The 19371-nt window shown below is 55.1% G+C and carries 15 protein-coding genes; 6 read left to right on the top strand and 9 right to left on the bottom strand.

Annotated features, from left to right (window positions below; genetic code table 11):
* Positions 1–9: 9 nt before the first annotated feature.
* Entirely contained in the window at positions 10–1032 is a 1023-nt protein-coding gene (locus HG15A2_RS16205; protein WP_145061337.1) for a threonine aldolase family protein, read from the bottom strand.
* 116 nt (positions 1033–1148) lie between these two features.
* On the opposite strand from HG15A2_RS16205, the gene hisD reads away from it, so the two are divergent.
* Positions 1149–2507 (top strand): histidinol dehydrogenase, encoded by a 1359-nt coding sequence (gene hisD, locus HG15A2_RS16200; RefSeq protein WP_145061335.1) that lies wholly within the window; start codon positions 1149–1151, stop codon positions 2505–2507.
* A gap of 285 nt (positions 2508–2792) precedes the next feature.
* Entirely contained in the window at positions 2793–3854 is a 1062-nt protein-coding gene (hisC, locus tag HG15A2_RS16195; protein ID WP_218932016.1) for a histidinol-phosphate transaminase, read from the top strand.
* 172 nt (positions 3855–4026) lie between these two features.
* Here the strand turns inward: hisC and HG15A2_RS16190 are convergent, their stop codons facing one another.
* The gene (locus HG15A2_RS16190; RefSeq protein ID WP_145061333.1) at positions 4027–5238 is read right to left on the bottom strand and encodes a BBP7 family outer membrane beta-barrel protein; all 1212 of its coding nucleotides are present in this window, start codon (positions 5236–5238) and stop codon (positions 4027–4029) included.
* Positions 5239–5637: 399 nt separating this feature from the next.
* Here HG15A2_RS16190 and HG15A2_RS16185 point away from each other — a divergent pair, with 399 nt between their 5' ends.
* The gene (locus HG15A2_RS16185) at positions 5638–6786 is read left to right on the top strand and encodes a hypothetical protein (RefSeq protein ID WP_145061332.1); all 1149 of its coding nucleotides are present in this window, start codon (positions 5638–5640) and stop codon (positions 6784–6786) included.
* On the opposite strand, the gene HG15A2_RS16180 is transcribed toward HG15A2_RS16185, so the two are convergent.
* The gene (locus HG15A2_RS16180) at positions 6747–7742 is read right to left on the bottom strand and encodes an esterase/lipase family protein (RefSeq protein WP_145061330.1); all 996 of its coding nucleotides are present in this window, start codon (positions 7740–7742) and stop codon (positions 6747–6749) included. The two genes, HG15A2_RS16185 and HG15A2_RS16180, sit on opposite strands and share 40 nt — an antisense overlap.
* 198 nt (positions 7743–7940) lie before the next feature.
* Here HG15A2_RS16180 and mnmG point away from each other — a divergent pair, with 198 nt between their 5' ends.
* The 3 genes from mnmG (at position 7941) to HG15A2_RS16165 (ending at position 11736) form a co-directional block, all read left to right on the top strand.
* The gene (gene mnmG / locus HG15A2_RS16175) at positions 7941–9770 is read left to right on the top strand and encodes a tRNA uridine-5-carboxymethylaminomethyl(34) synthesis enzyme MnmG (protein WP_145061328.1); all 1830 of its coding nucleotides are present in this window, start codon (positions 7941–7943) and stop codon (positions 9768–9770) included.
* A gap of 545 nt (positions 9771–10315) precedes the next feature.
* Positions 10316–10897, top strand: coding sequence for a response regulator (locus HG15A2_RS16170; RefSeq protein WP_145061326.1), 582 nt, complete (start codon positions 10316–10318; stop codon positions 10895–10897).
* Between the two features lie 98 nt (positions 10898–10995).
* A complete protein-coding gene (locus tag HG15A2_RS16165) occupies positions 10996–11736 on the top strand; it encodes a sensor histidine kinase (protein WP_145061323.1) in 741 nt (246 codons plus the stop codon).
* A gap of 106 nt (positions 11737–11842) precedes the next feature.
* Here HG15A2_RS16165 and HG15A2_RS16160 read toward each other — a convergent pair whose 3' ends face one another.
* The 6 genes from HG15A2_RS16160 to HG15A2_RS16135 all read right to left on the bottom strand — a co-directional run bounded on the left by HG15A2_RS16160 (position 11843) and on the right by HG15A2_RS16135 (position 19325).
* Positions 11843–12469 carry an NYN domain-containing protein gene (locus tag HG15A2_RS16160; RefSeq protein WP_145061321.1) on the bottom strand — a complete coding sequence of 209 codons (627 nt, stop codon included), beginning with the start codon at positions 12467–12469 and terminating at the stop codon, positions 11843–11845.
* Positions 12470–12496: 27 nt separating this feature from the next.
* Positions 12497–13774: an aspartate/ornithine carbamoyltransferase family protein gene (locus HG15A2_RS16155; protein WP_145061319.1), complete on the bottom strand. Its 1278-nt coding sequence runs from the start codon at positions 13772–13774 to the stop codon at positions 12497–12499.
* Positions 13775–13861: 87 nt separating this feature from the next.
* The gene (gene yaaA / locus HG15A2_RS16150; protein ID WP_145061318.1) at positions 13862–14635 is read right to left on the bottom strand and encodes a peroxide stress protein YaaA; all 774 of its coding nucleotides are present in this window, start codon (positions 14633–14635) and stop codon (positions 13862–13864) included.
* Positions 14636–14668: 33 nt separating this feature from the next.
* Entirely contained in the window at positions 14669–16300 is a 1632-nt protein-coding gene (locus HG15A2_RS16145; protein ID WP_145061316.1) for an ABC transporter permease, read from the bottom strand.
* Between the two features lie 392 nt (positions 16301–16692).
* Entirely contained in the window at positions 16693–17907 is a 1215-nt protein-coding gene (locus HG15A2_RS16140; RefSeq protein WP_145061314.1) for an argininosuccinate synthase, read from the bottom strand.
* A 161-nt stretch (positions 17908–18068) separates the two neighbouring features.
* Positions 18069–19325, bottom strand: coding sequence for a 3-keto-disaccharide hydrolase (locus HG15A2_RS16135; protein ID WP_145061312.1), 1257 nt, complete (start codon positions 19323–19325; stop codon positions 18069–18071).
* Positions 19326–19371: the final 46 nt, after the last annotated feature.

Here is a 19371-nt window from a genome sequence, read left to right as displayed (position 1 = left end):
ATACAGAGGCTATCGCGATAGTTCCTTGAGTATCCCACCCGCCTGCCGTACTTCCTCAGCTGTAACCCCCAAGTGCGTCACAGCACGCATTTTCTGTGGTGCCACGTCGAACATCAGCACGCCTCGCTCGGCAAGCTTCGCGTTGAACTGCTCAGCCGTACCGAGCCGCTCATCAACGTCAAAGAAAACCAGGTTGGTCTGCACCTCGCCAGCGAGCGTGAGCCCCTCGGCTTCAGAAATCGCTTGAGCAAGCGTTAGAGCATTAGCATGATCTTCGGCCAGTCGATCGGTGTGATTCTCCAAACCGTACAGCGCACCGGCAGCTAAGATGCCTGCCTGGCGCATGGCTCCGCCGAGTGCTTTGCGATGCCAGCGGGCACGTTCAATATGCTCGGCGGTTCCACACAATGCTGAGCCGACCGGTGCGCCCAAACCCTTGCTGAAACAAACGCTCACGGTATCGAAGTGCTGAGCCCAATCCTTTGCCGCAATGCCGGTGGCAACGACTGCATTGAATAAGCGTGCCCCGTCGAGGTGACGCTTCAAGCCGTGCGTTGCGGCCCACTGGCAGATTTCTTGGACGGCTTCGATGGGCTGGATCGTACCACCACCGTAGTTGTGGGTGTTTTCTAAACACACGAGCCGTGTCTGTGCACAATGCATATCCACGCGGCGAATGCGATCGACAAGCTGCTCAGGCTCCAGAATTCCCCGCTGGCCGGGAATTGCTTGGACAGCAACTCCCCAGACCTGAGCATAGGAACCTTGCTCGTAGCGGAGGATGTGGCAGCTTTCCTCGGCGAGAAATTCATCACCAGGGCCACAATGGACGCGGATGCCCAGCAAGTTTCCCATCGAACCCGAAGGGACAAACAGGGCTCTTTCCTTGCCGAGGCGCTTGGCTATTGTCGCTTCGAGCTTGGCGACCGTTGGGTCCTCGCCAAACATATCGTCGCCCACCTCAGCGGTAGCCATGGCCGCTCGCATCGCATCAGTCGGCTTAGTCACGGTGTCGCTACGAAGATCAATCATGAACTTATTCCTCTTAGTGGATGTCCAATCCAAAGCTGGAGCCTAGAGGCCCTTACTGTGACACGATAAACTGAATTTATCAGAATAGTCCAATAGCTTACTCTCTCTTGCCTGCCATGAATATTGAACGAATCGACACGAGCGAGCCGACCTCGGGAGAGCAGATTGCTGCGCTGCGAGCGAAGCTGGCCCCTGAGGGGAATGTTGTCAGCGAAGCGGGGCGCCAAAAGACGATCGAGGTGTTTGGCGAGCCACTCTCACCTGTGGAAGTAGTCGAGCGTATCTGCGGCGACGTGCGTGATCGCGGTTTGGCGGCTGTGCTGGAGTACACCAGTAAGCTCGATGGGAAGGATCTCTCTGATTCGCAGTTGCGCGTTAGTGGCGACGCACTGGAAGCGGCCCATCGTGGGGCAGATCCTCAATTGCTGGCTGCGGTGCGCCGGATTCGTGAGAACGTCTTGCGATTTCAAGAAGCCATTCTCCACCAGGACGTCACAATTGATGTGCCAGGAGGCGGGTTTCTTACCCAGCGTTACTTGCCGTTGAAACGCATCGGCGTGTGCGTTCCTGGCGGTGCAGCTGCCTATCCCTCGACGGTCATCATGACCGCTGTGCCCGCCCAGGCCGCGGGCGTCGAGCAAATAGCCGTGGTCGCTCCGCCTACAGAGTTTGGTTCCTACAACGATGATCTCCTAGCAACGTGTCACGAGTTGGGCATCACCGAAGTGTATCGCATGGGCGGTGCGCAGGCGGTTGCTGCTTTGGCCTATGGCGTAGAAGGCGTGCCTGCCGTCGATAAGATCGTAGGTCCGGGCAACCTGTTCGTGGCACTTGCCAAGAAACATGTGTTCGGCGACGTCGATATCGACTCCATCGCCGGGCCGAGCGAAGTCATTGTCATTGCCGACGACACAGCAAAGGCGGACTATCTAGCGGCTGACATGCTCGCGCAGGCAGAACACTCGCCAGGTTCCAGCATTTTCATTACCTGGCACGCACCGCTCATCGACGAAGTGATGAACGAGCTCAATCGCCAACGGCAGACACTCTCTCGCGGCGAGTTAGCCCAGCAGGCGTTAGAATCATTCGGCGCGCTGATCCTCGTGCAAGATCGTGCTGAAGCGGCAGACTTGGCTAACGAGCTTGCCACAGAGCATTTACATCTCCAGTGTGACGATGCGGAAGATTTGCTCGCAGAGATTCGCTATGCAGGCGCCGTGTTCGTGGGGCCGTACTCACCCGTGGCTGTGGGCGATTATGCCGCAGGTCCTTCGCATGTGTTGCCCACCGGGGCGACGGCAAGATTTGCCAGCGGACTTTCTTCAAACGATTTCTTACGCAGCAACAGTGTCATTCATTTCACGCGAGACAGCCTGAACTCAGTGGCTGCTGACGTGAAGACCTTGGCCGAGAAGGAAGGGTTCACTGCCCATGCTGAGAGCGTTGCGATCAGGCTGCGCGCGGAGAACCTTTGAGAGTTATTTTCTTAAGAACCACAGAGGACACGGAGGTACACAGAGTAAAATAGTGAGAGACAAGATTGATGAGGAATGCCGAACGTACGCTTGAAGCAGCTTCCATCGTGACTCTCGTCCTAGCACTTCATTCATTTGCTGTTTCATGACGTACCAGAGTCATTCTTTTATCGCCCTACAGAACACAATCTGCAAATATCCGCCCAATCCGCGTCCCATTCCTTTCCTCTGTGAACCTCCGTGTCCTCCGTGGTTCATAGAGAACCGGTAGTAGTAAGTGTCACCATGCAAGTAAAACCCAACATCGCAGCGATGCGTGGCTACGTCCCTGGAGAACAACCCCAGAGTGGCACGTGTATTAAACTCAACACGAACGAAAACCCGTATCCCTGTTCGCCAAAGGTGAAGGCAGCCATCGGTCGTGTTTGCCAGACTGGGCTACAAAAGTACCCCGAACCTACGGCCAAGGACTTCCGCTTACGCGCGGCAGAACTGCTCAGTAGTGAGTGTCCGAACATCACGCCGGATTGGATTCTGTGCGGCAACGGTAGTGACGATTTGCTCACCATCATCACTCGAGCGTTCGTGGACGCAGGCGATACGGTACGGTTTCCGCTGCCGAGTTACGTGTTGTACGACACGCTGGCCGAGATCCAGGGAGCGGTGTGCGACCGCGTTGCCTTTAATGCCGACTGGACCTTGCCATTGGAGTTTAGCTCTGATCGAGAGGGGCTCAAGCTGGCGTTTCTGGCGAACCCCAATAGTCCCTCGGGGACCATATTGCCTCCGGTCGAGGTTTTACGAATTGCCACTGCCCTGCCCTGTCCACTTGTCGTGGATGAAGCGTATGTGGACTTTGCGGACGAGAGTTGCCTTTCGCTGCCGTCGCAAAACGAGAATGTAATTGTCACGCGAACGATGAGCAAATCGTATTCTTTAGCGGGCCTCAGGTTCGGGTATGCGATTGCGCAGCCGCAGGTCATTGAGCAGCTTGCCAAAGTGAAGGACTCCTACAATTGCGATGCAATTTCTATCGCCGGTGCGACCGCGGCGATTGACGATCGCGCGTGGTTCGACGAGATGCGCTCCACGATTCTTGCCACCCGCAAGCGCATGCTGGCGGCGCTACGAGAGCTAGGCTTCGAGTGTGTGGATTCGCAAGCGAATTTCGTATGGTGCAATCACCCTGAAAAGCCGCCGGGCGAATTGTACGAGCAGCTCAAAGCGGCTGGCATTCTAGTGCGCTACATGAAGTACCCCGACTGGGGCGAAGGTATCCGCATTACAGCAGGAACTGACGAGCAAGTCGATTCGCTGCTCAATCAACTGGAATCGATCCTGGGATAGCTTTTGACTCAAAGACGCTATGGACGCAGAGAATCGCAGAAAGCAGACTCAGGAAATAGCCTTTTACAAACGTAAGATAGAGCTTAGTCATTATTGTTTTCCATTAGAGCATGATGAGAGAACGCGTCTTTTTTGATGCTTAGCGTTCTTAGTGACTTTGCCTCAAAGAAGTTTAGCGGCGATACTCTAGGCCGAACTGCAGGCCGTGATAGACCAGCGAGGTAGAGATCAAGTCGGGCGAGAAAGCCGCGTCGAGTCCTTCGCCGACGCCATCGACGAAGAGAACCTGGTAACCACTGGTGAGCGCCAAGCATCGGTTGATTCGCAACTGCGCGGTGAGCCCCAATTCGCCGAGGAAGGCCGCTTCAGCGAAGTCACGCCGAACGGTCGAGCGACTTTCGCTGCTGCTCTGCGAGAATTCATTTACGAGGGGCGTGGAAAGATCGTCGCCAGCGGTGATTGTGGTCACTGTGCGCGTGATATCGGCACGCTTGAACATGTTGCAATAGACGCCTGCGTTGGCAAAGGGTTCCAAAGTAAACCGGCTATTCACTTGCCAAGTGTCGCGAAGTCCGCCGAGTTGAAATCCAATCAGACGATTCTCCAATATAAAATCTTGGCCATTGTCTATCGTTGCGAATGGAGCTGCTGCTGGATCTGCCGGAGCTGGGTTCGCGATATCGTTTGCCGTAAAGTCGCGGAAATCTTCATCCAATTCTACATAGCGGAATCCGGCAAAAAACTTCCAAGTGGAAGGCCGCTGCGTGAGGAAGTTGATTTCAATTGAGTTGAGTGAAGTCTGGTAGTCGAATGATCTTGTCGCTCCGCCCAGATCGTATTCTGCCCGCGAATTCCAGGCACCGACTCCCTCGTAACCAATCTGCAGCCCGTACCCGTGCTCGTTGTAAGCGGTAGCGAACACCCGAGCACCGGGGCTGTGATCGAACTGGCTGATGAACTCCGGTGCGACACCCACATCAGCTGTGACGCGGCTCCAATCCGCATCTTCGCGATAGAGCATGAGCCCGCTGGCTTCGACTTCCCAGTGCGGTCCAAGACACCACTCATCGCAGTTTCCAGGCCCCTTGATCCAGTGGAAATACTGGGTATTGCACCCGCAGCGGCTGCATCCCCCGGCGCATGCTCCCTCGGAACAACCGCTGCAGGCCGACTCGTAGCTTCCATACGGTTGGAATGTCTCGTCGGCTAGCGAGGCCTCGACCGCAAGCGGCCCCGCTGGCTGGTCCTCGTTAAGATAAACTTCCTCCTGCCCGTGGGCAGTCGTTTGTCCAATTCCCACTAGCAGAAGCAGCAAGTGAACTCGATGGGTGAGCAGTGATGTAGCCATACGGCGAACTGCGATGAGTTGATGGAGTACGAGCATGTGTCGCAATGGGCGTAGAGTGAGGTTAGAAAGTTCCTATTATCGGTCTAATCGACCTCCGATGATCGGTAGCCCCAGTAAGACCTCTACGAAGCGTTTGCCTTCGCTAGACTGCCTAGGTTGCCGCGCCGTCTGGCTCGCAACTTCAGTCTTTCCTGAAAATTTGGGGACGTGACTTTCGCAAGGTTTGCACAAGAAAAGGACCGCAGTTTTCTCAGTTTGATTGCCGGTAATCGCCCTACCCAGTGGGTTTCAGGTTGTAGGGTTGTGCAGAGCCGAAGCCCGGCACGCGGTGCGCTGATTGAGATGCACCGCAGCAAGGATTCACGAAGATCCGCTGCTGACCCGGGCCAAGGCTTCCCACCTACAACCACGTGATTGCTAGCAGGAAGTACAGTCATGGATAACCGTCTCGCAACTCTCGCCCTCCGCACAGCCGCTTGTCTAATAGTTTGCGGCCTGATTGCGAGTACGCTTTCGTCAGCAGCAACGGCCCAATATTGCACGCCAGACCAATGCGATATCTGTGACCTGTGCAATAACTGCTTGAGCTGCTGCCACGAGGCGCCAGAGTTGTGGCTCGTGAACACTCGTTGTTTGCCAAAGTGTTGCGGGCTGGACGCAGGATTTGAGCGCATCTCCATCAAACGCTACGACCGGGAGTGTTGCACTTGGGTTCGAGAAACGTATGAGTCGTTTCTCGCACATGAACAAGCCAATCCGATGCCCACGATGTTATTTTCCCATGGCAACACGCTCCAACATAAAGGTGCGTTGAAGCAAATGTGGCTCGTGCAATGCAAACTCAAGTGTTGCCCAGGTAAGAAGCGACTGGTCTACTGGTCTTGGCCAGCTCAAGTGGCTTTCAAGAGGCCCATTCTCAAGCCACGACAATTGGTTGAAAAGAATCTGAAGGCCAAATTCAAATACGCGGAGTACCAAGGGTACTACATGGCAAAGTTCGCTCAGAGAATGACCTTCAGCGAACGGGTGACACTCGGCGGGCATAGTTATGGCGGAATCATAGCCGCTGCTGGGGCTCACTACTTAGGAGGCGGTAGCCTCCGTTGCTTGGCGCTCGAGGGGAGCCAACCAATCGAAAAGGATAACCTGCGCCTAGCAATCATCTCAGGTGCTTTCGACAACGATGCGATGCTGCCCGGACGCCGCTACGGGCAATCATTCGTTGCTTCAGAAAAGGTGCTCAGCACGCGCAACGAAGCGGATAAAACATTGATGAACTGGCCGAAATATTCGATGTACGGTCGTAATTCAATCGGCGTCACGGGCATCAACGCAAATCGACTGGGGCAGTATTATAACAAATTGTGCCAGATCACCATGACTCGTGATGTCGGCAAGAGTCACTACATTGAGCCCCATCTCAACAGCAATCGACTGCTCAACATGATTTGTTGCGTAGCGTTTCCTAGCTGCCCTGCTTGCTACGAGAACATGACCGCAGAAGCCGAAGGCGAAGCTATTCAGACGGCAATGAACTTGGGCGATCAGTTGATCGGCTGGCGCGTCTCAGCGGTATGGAAATAGCCGTTCTGCAAGTAATTTAGGGTATTCTCTCGCACCGACTTGTACTTGGCCATCAACTGGTGAATGCCCTTCACCTGGATGAAGTCGTTGGCGCCTGCCAGCTTCATGGTTTCCACGCTTAGCAATGCGTCGTCGTCGCCTGGGATGGAGGCGAGATAGCCTTCCTCATCGCCTTTTCCACCGGCTAGGACGCCGAATTCAAAGTCGGGCGTAACCAGTTGCTTCTCCAGCTCAGGCCAGCCTAGGTCGGGAGCTAACTGATTGAGCGGTTCGCCGGCAAACATTTGAGCCAGCTTGTTGCCTGCCCACTTGTTGGCCATGCCAGCACCGTGGTTTGGTGGTGAGATCATCACCATGCGACGGAATTTGACTTTCGGCCGCTGGTCCTCAGGAAGTTGAGACAAATCGTAGAGGTAGTGCCTCGTCACAATGTTGCCCATGCTGTGGGCCACGAAGTCGATGGTCTCTACTCCTTCGAGATGTCGAATTACACTCGCGAGGGAGTCGCTATGGTCTTCGATCTTTCCCATCGTCGAAGGGTAGCCAACGTTGACCGTGGCAAAGTTGCCCTTCTCCGTGAGTTCGTCGGCCAACCCTTGCATGTAATTCCGAGTTGCCCCTAGTCCGTGGATCACTATGACAACGTGCTTGGGCAGTTCAGGAATCGCCTGATCACGGCGCGCTTCGTAGAATTTCTCTTCGCAGTTTTCAAACGACCCAATCGCAACCTTGTAGCCCTTGGGGTCAAGCAGGCGGTAATGGCCAATGACAGCGTGCTTTTGAATCCGCCAGCCGTTGTAGATGACCTCGTCCGACCAAGTCAACGCGCCGCCACCGATGGCTTTATTTCCGATTCCCAGTAAGCGTCCCCCCTGAGCCTGGGTTGGCGTGGAGGCGCAACCGAGGATTGTTGTGAACAGAAGGGCGGAAAGCAGCAAAGAAATAGGGCGTGTCATTTGGGGACTCCCGCTGCAAAGCAGCTCACGGGTACAGACGTTGGTTCAAGGTATTGTGCTGAGCGGCGTTCTATCTTAGCCGAGCCTTGCCCCAGGGCCCAGCGTGAATACGAATGAACGTGACTAAAGGTTCGGCAGATGTCAGAATCCGCCGACTGCGGACTTTCAGCAAACCCACTGCCCGGTTAGGGTAAATGCATGCCAGCACGAACCTACCAGACGGCCTACCAATACGACGTCATAGTGATTGGCGCTGGCCATGCAGGCACAGAAGCTGCCTTAGCGTCGTCCCGTTTGGGGGCCCGCACGGCATTGCTCACCACTAATTGCGACACCGTAGGCCAGATGAGTTGCAACCCGGCCATCGGAGGGGTGGGCAAGGGACAGATCGTGCGGGAGATCGACGCGCTCGGCGGAGCAATAGGCCAGGCGATTGATGCCACGGGTATTCAGTTCCGCATGCTCAACCGCCGCAAGGGCCCCGCCATGCACAGTCCGCGAGCGCAGGCGGACAAGAAACTCTACCAGGCACAGGTTAAGCGCATGGTCGAAGAGCAACCCAACCTCACGCTGCGACAAGAAGCGGTCGAGGACTTGTTGCTAGAAAAAATCAATGGTCAGCAGCGTATTGTTGGCGTACGTGTCCGTGGCGATGTCACCTACGAAGCGCCCGCGGTGATTCTCACTACGGGCACTTTTTTGCAAGCGCTAATGCACACTGGCGAAGAGAAAACCTCCGGCGGTCGGGCGGGCGAAGGAACCAGTAGCGGCATCAGCGGAGCACTCGAGCGACTAGGCATGCGGCTCCAGCGATTTAAGACGGGCACCCCGCCACGGCTAAATGGTCGCACGATCGATTACTCAAAGACTGAACTACAGCCCGGCGACGATGCCCCCCAGCCGTTTTCGTTCTTGAACGATACGCTCTCTGTCGAACAGATGCCCTGTCATATTACTTACACGAACGAGCAGGTACACCAACTCATCCGCGACAATCTATCGCGGGCACCCATGTACTCCGGCCAGATTGATAGCAACGGTCCCCGCTATTGCCCTTCCATCGAAGATAAAATCGTTCGCTTCGCCGATAAGTCGCAGCATCAGTTGTTCTTAGAACCCGAGGGCCGCAATACGCTGGAAGTCTACGTAAACGGCGTGTCCACGAGCCTACCGAGGGACGTGCAGGACGCTATGTTCCGGCTGATTCCAGGGCTAGAAAACGCAGAGATCATGCGTTACGGCTATGCCGTGGAGTACGACTTTGCTCCGCCCGATCAGCTCACCAACACGCTGGAATCGAAACTCGCCGGAGGGCTCTATCTAGCAGGCCAGATCAACGGAACTACAGGCTACGAGGAAGCCGGAGCCCAAGGACTCGTCGCCGGAGCAAACGCAGCTCTCAAGCTTGCTAGTCGCCAGCCACTGGTGCTCACGCGGGATCAATCCTATATCGGCGTGCTGATCGACGATCTTGTGACTTGTGGCGTTGATGAACCCTATCGCATGTTCACGAGTCGCGCGGAGTACCGTCTGCTATTACGACAGGACAACGCGGACCGACGCCTTACCCCGCTCGCTGCAAAGCTCGGCCTAGTTGGGGAAGATCGTCGACTACGTTTGGAAGAAAAAGTATCTGCCGTAGAAAGTGCTACAAATCTGCTGGAAAATACTTACTATCAAGGCTCCCCGTTGTCGAAGTATCTTCGCCGACCAGAAGTCGAGTGGTCGGACATGGTCGAGCAACTGCCCGAACTCGCTAGCCTTGCCCACGACGCAAGCACTCAAGTGTTGAACGACGTGAAGTACGCCGGCTACATTGCGCGCCAGCAGGTAGAAATCGATCGCCAATCGCGTCTCTCAGCGAAGCGCATTCCCGGAAGCTTCGACTACGAGAAAGTTTCTCAGTTGCGCGCCGAAGCGCGTGAGAAGCTCACGCAGATTCGGCCAGCGGATCTATCGCAGGCCAGCCGCATCAGTGGTGTTACGCCAGCAGATATAGCATTGCTGATGGTTTACCTCGACCGCTGAGACGCTCGGCCAATGGTGCAGAGAGCCCAACTTTCTCTTGCTGTCTCCTCGCGATTGTCACGCTTTCTCGGTGAATCTGCCAATCTGCGGTTTTTGGGAAAAATAGAACTCAAACCGCTATTTCGCTGTAAAGTGTTCTCTACCAAAGATTTACGGATTTACAACCGATGTTGACGCGACCTTTCAGCCCGTTATAATTCCGCAGTTGGCAATTCAGGGGGAATTGGCTGTTCCGGCGGATATTACCGTCTGAAGAGCTTCGATACTTTGAGTTGGCATCGGAAGGATTGAGGGTCTGCGTATACCCGGGGGACTAAGGTGCCGGGGACGTGGCGGACGCTACATGACCTAGAGCACTCAACTAGCTTAGCCCGTGGTCCGCGAGCGAAGCCCATTGATCGCATGTCATTGAAACTCAATTGCAGGCTTTGTCTTGCCGGTTAACAAACTGGCACAGATGGGCGTAGGTTTACCACAACTAGGGTCACGGTGGCATCGATCGTTAACGCCTCCAACCATCGACTAAGGAGAGAGGTGGTTTTGTCATGAAAACTGTATTTACAACTGGCGAAGCAGCGAAGATCTGCAAAGTTAGCCAGCAAACGATTATCCGTTGCTTCGACTCGGGGCAACTCAAGGGATTTCGAGTTCCCGGCAGTCGCTTCCGCCGCATTCCGCGTGAGCAGCTCTACTCGTTTATGCGCGACAACGGCATCCCAACCGATGCACTTGACAGCGGTAAACGCAAAATCCTCGTCGTCGACGATGATGAAGATTTGGTCGAATTGATTGTCGATGCGATTGAACGCGATGGTCGATTCGAAGTTCGTAGCGTGAACAATGGCTTCGGTGCAGGCATGCAAATCAAGGAATTCACGCCTGATTTGATCGTGCTGGACGTCATGCTACCCGATATCAACGGAAAAGAAGTTTGCCGTTTGGTTCGTTCGCAGAAGAGCATGGACGAGGTGCGCGTCATTTGTATTTCAGGCATGGTCGAGGCAGACAAGATTCAGGAGCTCCACGAGGCAGGTGCGAACGAATTCATGAAAAAGCCGTTTGATGTGGATACGCTTGTCGCCAAGATTTGCCAACTGCTGGAAGTCGAAGTCATGCCAGCAAAGTAGCTTAGTGACTTGTTAAGCAGCCAGACGCAAGTAAATTTGACGAACTCGCTCCCCCCTCGGCCTAGCCGGGGGATTTTTTTGCGCTATGTCTCTACACGATGTTTCTACACGATATGATTGAGATCATGAGCCAGGCCAGCCCAGAATTCGAAGCGAGACTTGAGAGTGCGAAGCTCGATGCCATGAAGGAACTCGCCTACGGTGCGAGCCATGAGATCAACAACCCACTTGCAAATATCTCAGCCCGTGCCCAGGCGTTACTACGGGACGAGCAGGACCCTGATCGCCGCCGCACCATAGAAGCCATCAACGAGCAATCGCTTCGAGCTCACGAGATGATATCCGATCTCATGCTCTTCTCTCGTCCCCCTGCGCTGGAGTACACCGAAGTCGATCTTGCAGCGTTAATAAAGCAATCTGCAGACGAAGCCAAGGAAGTCCTTCAGTTACACGAAGTAGGCATTGAGTTAGTGGTTAAAGCTGAGCCGTCTACTATTCAGGCGGATCGTTCCCAACTGCTAATCGCCATAGGTGCGCTAGTGCGCAACTCTTTGGAAGCGATTGGCACGGCCGGTAACATTAAGCTTTCAGCACGAATTGAGAAAGAGCAAGCAAAGGTCCTCGTCGAAGACGATGGCCCCGGAATTCCCCCAGAGATTCGCGAGCACATGTTCGAGCCGTTCTACTCGGGGCGCGAAGCGGGCCGAGGGCTCGGGTTTGGTCTCTCTAAGTGCTGGCGGATTGTGAGCGAGCACGGCGGCATAATCAAAGTTGAGTCGCCCGAGGCCGGAGGAGCGATATTTAGTATCTCGCTTCCCACCAAGCAAAAGACTCGTTAGCCGGCGAGAAAGCTGTCGCGCGGGCTGCACTCACCTGTGAATGTGAGACCTGTCGAGAACGTAGGGTTCTAACGAATGCGATTCTCACGTCGAGCTTGCTCGCCGGCTAACCACTTCCGTTCTCGTCATCGAAGAGATCCTCCGCGTAGCCTGGAGGAAAGGGGTTGTCGAGCGGCAACTCCGCTGGAGGCTTCGCTGGCCGGTCCGGTGATTTGTGCGGTTTCTCACCCTCCTCGACTTGAAATTCTTCAAGCCAATATTCGACTTCTTTGGAGGAGAGTTGGCCCGACGGTTTCGAGGGGCTTGGCTTCTCTGCTGATTTTCCGCGACGCTCTCGATCACGGATCAGTTGGGCGTACCAAACGTCGCTATCGATGAACGGCGCCCGGCGTTTCCTGGCAGCACGCTGCAAACGATGATCGCTGGAGACCACCAGCAATTTTCGTGGCGAATGGTCCGCGGCGATCAGTTCTTCGATCATTGCGTCGGCATCTTCGTATTCCGACGCATAGTGAACGGTCATCCCGGTGTGTGTGATCGTTCGAGGCAAGCCAGGCGGTGCTTCGGCAGCGTCGAATACGATGGTTGTTCGAGGCAGCTCTGGGGGAGCTATCGAGGCGGCGAGGAAACGCAGCAACGCCTCGCGCGATCTCTGTAAACTTGCCCCTCCTCTCCCAGGGCCGAAGATGCCAGCTTGGTGCAACAGATTGTAGCCATCGATCAGCAGGGCCATGATGCGGTTTTGCAGAAGCCGGTTAGCTTAGCGGGCAAGTCTTGCTTCCAGCGTGCCAGCCGTTCCTTGCCAGTCTCCGTACTGATCGCGGAAGAAACGCGAGATCTGATGTTCGACACTAAACACGTGTGCAAGCAATGAAGCGCGTGCCCACATGCCATTACGTGCTTGACGGAAGTACATCGCACGAGGATCGTCGTCGATCTCGGTTGGAATCTCCTTAAAATGTTGATCTCGCGGAAACGGATGCAAGATAGGTGCATAGCGTTTCATACGCGCGACCAAACCAGTTGTGAGCTTGTAACGGCCGAAGTCGATCTGTGCGAAGGCGGCCTCATCTTCCTGGTTATTGTGCTCGTTTTGAATACGTGTCATATACAAAGCGTCGAGTTGCTCGATCAGGGGTTTCCCCTCCAGAGGGGCTTCTAAGGAATCAACTTCAAGAATTTGCACGTTGCAATTTTGCAAGTGCTGACGCAAATCGTCACCCATGACCAGCTTCGGGTGATCGGGCGAAACGAACGCAAGGGTCACGTTCTTGTAGTGAGCAAGCAGCGTTGCAAGGGATCGCACTGTTCTCCCGCGGCCAATGTCACCGCAAAAGGCGTAGACTTTCCCGGATAGTCCCTTGCAAAGACTGGGGTAGTCGCGTACCAGTTGCTCGAAGCGTGTTGAAATTGGCGAGTCACGCGGGTCGGTGAACTGGAAGGTCCGCTGTAATGTGTAAACGTCCAGCAATGCTTGAGTGGGATGTTGATCTGCTCCCGAACCGGCGTTGATGATCGGCACGCTGCGATTGCCGGAGGTCTCCAGGTCGTTCATTAAATAGGCGCATGACTCCGCCAGGCGAGCGACCGGGCTGCGCATAATGATCAGATCGAAATAGCTGCTAAACATTCTCAGCGAATCGAAACGGGTTTCGCCCTTCGTTTCCGACGAGGTGGCCGGATTGCGAACTTCGTTGCACGTGATACCAAGGATCTGGCAGGCCGACATGAACGAGAGAAACGTCCGCGTCGAGGGCTGCGTGAAGTACAACATCGCCCGTTTGTGATGCAGCAAGTTAATGAGAAAATCCTGCCCCTCACGACTCTTGGAAATCTGTCGAATCTCGTCTGCGGTACTTGCAACGCTTTCCAGCATATCGACACTAAATTGCCGGCCGAAAATCACGTGGCGCGGCCGATCCTCCCGATTCAACTCAGGGATTTTCATACGCACCGGGCGATCAATACGCGACTGGTAGAGCAGCAAATCGAGTTCGTCACGCGTCGGTTGCGGATTAGGTGAGGGCTTTTGTGACATCGGACGATCTCGTGGAGGGAAGCAGTGCTCTGAAGTCGATCATCGCACAGAGAGCCTGCATTGGCAAGCTCTGCGCTGCCCGTTGGTTCACGGCTTGGGACGCGTAAACACTGGCTTGTCCTCGGTCGAAAGTTCCGCGTTGTAGCGATACCCTTCGCGTCGAAAACGTCGCAGCCCAGCCAGCGAGTCGATCTGTTTCTCGCACAAATACCGAGCCATCATCCCGCGTGCCGGTTTGGCAAAGAAGCTCAGGACTTGGTACTTGCCCTTGTGCAACTCTTTGAAAACCGGCGTGACGAGCTGGCAGTCGATTTGATTTGCTTGTGCTGCTTTAAAGTATTCGTTCGAAGCCAAGTTGATCAAAAGCCGATCTCCGAATTCCTCAAGCGTACGGTCAAGCTCCCTGGCAATGCGGTCGCCCCAGTACTCATAGAGGTCCTTACCATGCTTGCCAACATGCTTGGTCCCCATCTCTAGCCGATAAGGCTGCATGAGATCCAGCGGTCGCAGCACACCATAGAGCCCCGACAGAATCCGCAGGTGCCGCTGTGCGAAATCGACCGTTTTATCTTCTAGTGTGTCCGCGTTGAAGCCGCGATAGACATCCCCGCGGAATGCGAAAAGTGCCTGCTTCGCTCGCTCTGTATCAGCTTGCTTCGACCAATTAGCGAAATACTCTTGAACCTGCTCGCCAAGGTTTTCGCTAATGCTCATCAGCTTGCGCAGCTCGGCAACGGAGAGCTTCTTCCCCTGGGCGGCCAACCGATTTGCATCTTTGTGGAAGGCTGGCTTTGTCGATTGTTTGACCGGCGAAGGAGACTCGAAGTCGAGCGTCTTGGCGGGGGAAAGGAGGATGATCATGGTTGTCGTTTTAGGTACTGCCTCAAGTAGATATCACTCAGAAACTCGCCAGCGTACGTTGAACAGCCACATCATGGTCAGTAGCAGAGCTCCATTGAGCAATAACGTAAACGCCAGGTAGCCCCAGAAAATGCGAACGTCTATGCGATCGGTATTCGCAACTACCTCTTCCTTGTTGGTGACCGTGAGCGGCAAGTTGAATGCGGCGGCAAAGGGGCTGGTGACTTGGGTCACTTCCGCGATAGCATCGGCATCCGAGTTGGGGAGAAATATCCCTGTGAACACATTGGCCGCCGTTGGCGCGAGAAACAGCGTGCTCAGCACAAGGTAAGAACACATCAGCGCCGTGGCCGACTTGTGGAACAACGTCGAGCAAAACAGTGCCACCATCGCGGTAGTTAACGCCGTGCAGGCCACAATCAACAAATAGCCGCCCATCGTAGGCAGGTTCGACCAATAGTCGCTCGGCATGATGCACGCGAGAATCACCGGCCAGAGCAGGAAACTTGTCAGCACAGACGAAACACGCAAGCCCGAGAGCAGTTTTCCCCACAACATCTGCCAGGGCGTAATGAGAGTGGTGAGTAGCAGGTCGAGCGTTTGGCGCTCGCGCTCGCTGGTTACGCTACCTGATGAGAACACAGGACCCACCAGCAGGTTGAACATGAGCACGTAAGCGATGTACCACGGGGCGTGCTGAGGACGTATGTACAGGCAGACGGCCATGACAAACAGCGCCAGAAACATGCTTATCTGAATCACTAGCCGCAGCATGAGTGTGCCTTGGCTAAAGATTTCGCTGCGGATTTCCTTGTCGTAGATCGGGTTGGCATTTTCCGGCAGGAAAGTCGTTCGCTTCGGCGGAGCAAACATCCTGTCGGGCCAATCTTCGCGATTGATATACAGGCCGACCGCTTCCTTGGCTTCGGTCTCTAAGTCGATTGTCTGCTTCCCTTCGGAGCCCAAGTCCTGGCTGCTCAAGAGTCGTCGCGTAATGTCGTACCAAAGCATCGCTGCAACAGAGCAGCAGGCGACGGGCACGAGCGTGGTGAAGATTACCAGCCGTAAATCGGCATTCTGCTCAAACGCTTGCCAAATCAGCACACCCACCATCACCAGCGGCAACAGAATTAAATAGGAAACCACCAGCGCCGCGCTCGTGCGAGCAAAAAAACTGCTGCACCACAAGCTGATCATGCCGAACAGCACGACCGAGGAAATCATCGCGATGTATGCGGCAAACACTTCGTATAGTGACACGCCGCCTAACGGCAAACAAAGCATGACGATCGGTAGCGAGCAGACCATTAAGATCGCTAAGTGCGTCAGCGAAGCGGCTAGTTTCCCGAAGACAATTGCACCCGGCTTGAGGGGGCTGGCCATGAGCATTTCAAAGCTCTCCCGCTCTTTCTCCCCAGTGATTGCCCCCGCGGCGAAGCTGGGTGTCATCAGCGACACCAGCAAGTACTGCCCGAAGAAGAACAGATTTACCAGCTTCTTGGCCTTATCCGGCCGAGCCAAGTCTAGGGTCTGCTCGCCCGGCCAAGCCGCATAAACCAACAGTCCCAGCAATCCCACGTACGCCGCCAGCAGCAAGAAGCTACGTGCCATGCGCAAGTTGGATACAAGCTCGCGTTGTAAGACAGGGTTTTCTAGGACGTACATAAGGAGGGGGACTTCGGCGGTGCGTGATTGTAGCAGTCAAAGTTGAACTGGCGAATTACGCCGAAGGCGTTGCGCAACATAGCCCAGGGTTGGGCAACAGCGAGCCCCAGCGAGCTTTGGCCTACCCTGGGAAACGGGTGTCATCATATCATCGACCGAGCATAAAGTGTCACACAGCGTTAAAATTGAATCGAGGTCGAAGGTCGCTCCGGCTGGTGGCAACCTGAGCCAGGGCGTCCCTTGTTCGCTTAGGCTCGCGGCGGTTGCCCTGGGCTATAGTACGAATCCCTTCGGGGAAGACTCCGCTGGCTACTTGTCCAAAATTCTGCGATCAATACGATCTTGATAGACCGCATATTTCTCTAAGTTCAATTCTGCTACCGCCTAACCCCTCAATACTCCCGCGGTTGCACCGTCCCTGCGACTCGGCTCGGCAAGCCCATGATCCTTAGGAACCCTTCCGCATCCGTTTGGTCATAGCTGCCGCCGCCTTCCATGCTGGCGATCTCCGCATCGTACAAACTATTAGGACTGGTACGGCTGTGGATCATGACGTTGCCCTTGTAAAGTCCGAGCGTCACTTCGCCCGTTACCGGTTGCTGAGCTTCCTTGATGAACGCCAATAGTGCGTCCATCTTGGGGACGTACCAAAAGCCGTAGTACACCATCTCGGCGACCACAGGGGCGAGCTGATCGCGCAGATGTACCAGATCGCGGTCAAGCGTGAGTTGCTCCAGCGAGAGGTGGGCGGCATACAGCGCCGTCATGCCGGGTGATTCGTAAACGCCGCGGCTTTTCATGCCTACGAAACGATTCTCAACGATGTCAATCCGACCCACGCCGTTGCGTCCGGCGATTTCGTTGAGGCCCTCGACCATCTCCAGTGGCGATTTCGCCTTGCCGTCGATCGATACAGGCACACCCGACTCAAAACCGATGGTAACTTCCTCGACTTTGTCCGGCGCTTCTTGCGGCGAAACGCCCATGCCGAAGTCCACGATCTCCAGACCGTTGACTTCCACTTCTTCCAGCTTTCCCGCCTCGTAGCTAATGTGCAGGCAGTTCTCATCAGAGCTGTAAGGCTTCTCGATCGACGCCTTCACGGGAATTTTCTTTACGTCGCAATAGTCGATCATCTCTGTGCGGCCGGGGAACCTATTGCGAAATTCTTCGATGCGCCACGGCGCGATGATCTTCACGTTCGGATCAAGTGCTTCAGCCGCCAGCTGAAAGCGGCACTGATCGTTGCCCTTGCCGGTGGCACCATGGGCGTAGGCGACCGCTCCCACCTCGCGAGCAACTTGCAAGCACACCTTGGAGATTAATGGTCGAGCAATGGAAGTGCCCAGCAGATAGATACCTTCGTATTTCGCCTGCCATTGCAAAACAGGGAAAGCAAAATCGCGGCACAGCTCTTCGCGAGCGTCGATCAGGCGGGACGAGACGGCACCGTTGTCGGTCGCCTTCTGCATGATTGCCTTGCGATCCTCGCAGGGCTGGCCGAGGTCGACATACACGGCATGTACGTCGTACCCTTCGTCTTGAAGCCAACCAAGAATGACGGAGGTGTCCAAACCGCCGGAATAAGCTAGAACGCAACTAGGCATCGTAAAACTCGCTAAAGGAATGGGCAAATTGAGAGATTACAGACAGTATTTTGGTTCGGACTCTGCCGGGTTACAAGCGGCAGCGAGTTAATGACCAATGACCAACGGCCAATGACCAAAGTTCGTTGAATAACCGCTTGCGTTTGGTCATTTGGGCTTGGTCATTGATCATTTGTTTCAGGCAGTTCCACAATTCGCACGTTTCGGAACCGGATGTCCGTCGTCGGATCGTGCCCCTGGATCGCCAATGTGCCGGGCTTGGTTCGCAGTCCTTTTCTTGGGTTCTCGTGTTCTTGGCGTTCGTCGGTCCAGTCGCTCACCTGGTGGCCGTTCACCCAAGCCGCCATCTGGGGGCCGGTAGCGCTGAGCGTGAGTGTGAACCACTCATGGTCTTTCGCCACGATGCGTCTCGCGTTCTGGCGACGGAAGAAGCCGCCGGTACCGCAGTCAAACGGCTGAGTCGCGTCGCCCTCTTTCATGGCGTTACTGATTTGACATTCGTAGCCCATCATGAAATCGCCGGGGATGCAGCGGAAGAACATGCCGGTATTTAACCCGTCGCCATCGACGCGGCAATCGAACTGCATCAGAAAGTCGCCGTAGGACTTGTCGCTTTCAAGCTGGCCACGACCATTGAGCACTTGCAGTTCGCCTTGGTCGGTAATCTTGAACTCGCTTGCCTCGGCTTTGTCTGTGTTCCAGCCGGCGAGAGATTTTCCGTCGAAGATTGATTCTAAGGAGAGCGGGCGCAGGCGAATGTTGCGAAACGCGATTTCCCCCCTGCGGAACTGCAAGCCGATATGTCCCGTTGTAGATTTCGAGATAGTAGCGAGCGACTGGGGAGCGCCATCTAGCACGACGGCCAGCAAGCTCGTGCTGGCGGGGCCATCGGGCATCTGCTTAATTACGATCCGCAGTGTGTGCCATTTGCCATCCCAGGGGTCCAGTTTGACCGTCTCTCCGCTGTCCAGTTTTTCGAAACGGGGGAGCTCCTTATCGTAGATGGTATCGCGACCAACCAAGTGCGAGGTAGGCGAAGCATCCTCAGGCGGCGCGATGTTGACCTCAATGCAATCGGCTGCTGCGTCTTTCGGTGTGCGAGACGCTCGCAGAAATATGCCACTATTGGTTTCCGGCGGGCAGCGATACTCGACTTCAAGCTCGAAGTCGGCGAATTGTGCATTCGTCATGAGGAAGCCAGACTTGCCGCTATCGACGTGTATGGTGCCGCCTTTCACGCTCCAGTTGGCAGCGCTTGTGGGTGTCCAGCCGAAGAGCGTCTCGCCATCGAAGAGCGAGATCCAACCCTCGGCGGCTTGCTCAGAAGTAAGCGTGTTGTGTTTGGATGCTGTCTCCTTGGCACTCGCTGAGGTCGCTAATGCAAGAAAGAAGAGAACTAAAAAGTAGCGAAGCGGCATGTCAGATCTTTCCGATTTGAAGATGGTTACGGAATTTCACGCGAGG

The organism is Adhaeretor mobilis, assembly GCF_007741515.1.
GTDB classification, from domain to species: Bacteria; Planctomycetota; Planctomycetia; order Pirellulales; family Lacipirellulaceae; genus Adhaeretor; species Adhaeretor mobilis.
Note: the sequence above shows the minus strand (reverse complement) of the source record. Positions and strands in the feature narration are given on the sequence as shown.